Origin of the sequence: Staphylococcus sp. HMSC061G12, from assembly GCF_001838465.1 — a bacterium.
Lineage (GTDB): Bacteria > Bacillota > Bacilli > Staphylococcales > Staphylococcaceae > Staphylococcus > Staphylococcus simulans.
Genome location: NZ_KV837173.1, coordinates 1 through 790 on the forward strand (window position 1 = coordinate 1; position 790 = coordinate 790).

The window sequence follows — 790 nt, forward strand, 5'->3', positions numbered from 1 at the left end:
ACTGGTTCACTATCGGTCACTAGAGAGTATTTAGGGTTAGGAGATGGTCCTCCCAGATTCCGACGAGATTTCTCGTGTCTCGCCGTACTCAGGATACTGCTAGGGTTAAAGACTATTTCGAATACGAGGCTGTTACTCTCTTTGGCTTACCTTCCCAGGTAATTCTTCTATAATCTTGTCGTCCCACGTCGCAGTCCTACAACCCCGATGTGTAAACACATCGGTTTGCCCTCTTGCCATTTCGCTCGCCGCTACTAAGGCAATCGCATTTGCTTTCTCTTCCTGCAGCTACTTAGATGTTTCAGTTCACTGCGTCTTCCTCTTCATTACCTTAACAGTAATGAGTGACATGCATTACATGCCGGGTTCCCCCATTCGGACATCTCTGGATCAATGTTTACTTACAACTCCCCAAAGCATTTCGTCGTTAGTCACGTCCTTCATCGGCTTCTAGTGCCAAGGCATCCACCGTGCGCCCTTATTAACTTAACCTTATTTTGGTCTGTTGACCTTAAACTCATTAAATCACAGCGTTTCGGTTTATTTCTTGTTACTATCTACAATTCAATTTCTTGAATCGTGGAATTTGATATAGATATTCAATTTTCAATGGACAATCTTTTGAATCTTTCGATTCAATGGAGCCTAGCGGGATCGAACCGCTGACCTCCTGCGTGCAAAGCAGGCGCTCTCCCAGCTGAGCTAAGGCCCCACAAGACCTCTCAAAACTAAACAATACCCAAACGTGCTTCCGTTTATCCTTAGAAAGGAGGTGATCCAGCCGCACCTT

The 790-nt window shown here is 45.3% G+C and carries 1 tRNA gene and 1 rRNA gene; both read right to left on the bottom strand.

Going from position 1 to position 790, the window contains the following annotated elements:
• A 23S ribosomal RNA gene (locus tag HMPREF2937_RS13120) occupies positions 1-492 on the bottom strand; the annotation flags it as partial.
• A gap of 147 nt (positions 493-639) precedes the next feature.
• Positions 640-712 (bottom strand) — tRNA-Ala (locus HMPREF2937_RS13125).
• Positions 713-790 lie beyond the last annotated feature (78 nt).